This window comes from Teichococcus deserti, assembly GCF_001982615.1.
Lineage (GTDB): Bacteria > Pseudomonadota > Alphaproteobacteria > Acetobacterales > Acetobacteraceae > Pseudoroseomonas > Pseudoroseomonas deserti.
Genome location: NZ_MLCO01000272.1, coordinates 1 through 829 on the forward strand (window position 1 = coordinate 1; position 829 = coordinate 829).

General features: G+C 67.9%; 1 protein-coding gene. It reads right to left on the minus strand.

The features are described 5' to 3' along the window. Positions 1-209: 209 nt before the first annotated feature. Positions 210-829 (minus strand): RlmE family RNA methyltransferase (locus BKE38_RS23365; protein ID WP_076959630.1); only part of this gene is annotated, 620 nt, incomplete at its 5' end.

Below are 829 nucleotides of genomic sequence, written 5' to 3' on the forward strand. Positions count from 1 at the left end.
GAATTCCCCCGAACCCCCTTCTTCTTTCTGTTCACCGGCCGTTCAGCGACCAGCGCCTCGCCACAGGCGGCACCAGGGCCGTGCGGCGGGTCTCAGATTTATATCATCAGCGCACGGTGAAGGGTTGCGCTTTGGCGGGGCCGTTTCACGTCCCGTCACCACCTGGACACGGCAGTCCGAAAGAAAAGGGGAATTCATTCCCCTGGCCTTTACTCTGGCTTCTCTCCACGGAACCCCTGCGCCACGACATACATCTCCGCGCTGTCCTTGCGGCTGGCCGGCGGCTTGGCGTGCTTCACCGAAGCGAAGTCGCGTTTCAGCCAGTTCAGCAGGTCGCGCTCGGTGCCGCCCTGGAACACCTTGGCCACGAAGCCGCCGCCGGGGACCAGGACCTTGGAGGCGAAGTGCAGCGCCAGCTCGATCAGGTTCAGGATGCGCAGGTGGTCGGTCGCGTTGTGGCCGGTGGTGTTGGGCGCCATGTCGGACATCACCAGGTCGGCCGGGCCGTCCAGGGTGGCGAGCACCGCCTGCTCCACCGCCGGGTCCTCGAAATCGCCCTGCAGCAGGCTGGCGCCGGGGATCACGTCCATCGGCAGCAGGTCCAGGCCGACGACCTTGCCGCGGTCGCCCACGCGCTGCACCGCCACCTGGGTCCAGCCGCCGGGGGCGGCGCCCAGGTCGACCACGCGCTGGCCGGGGCGGAACAGCTTGTACTTCTCGTCCAGCTCGATGATCTTGAAGGCGGCGCGCGACCGCCAGCCGGCGGCCTTGGCGGCGCGGACGTATGGGTCGTTCAGCTGGCGTTCCAGCCACTTCTGGCTGGCGGTGG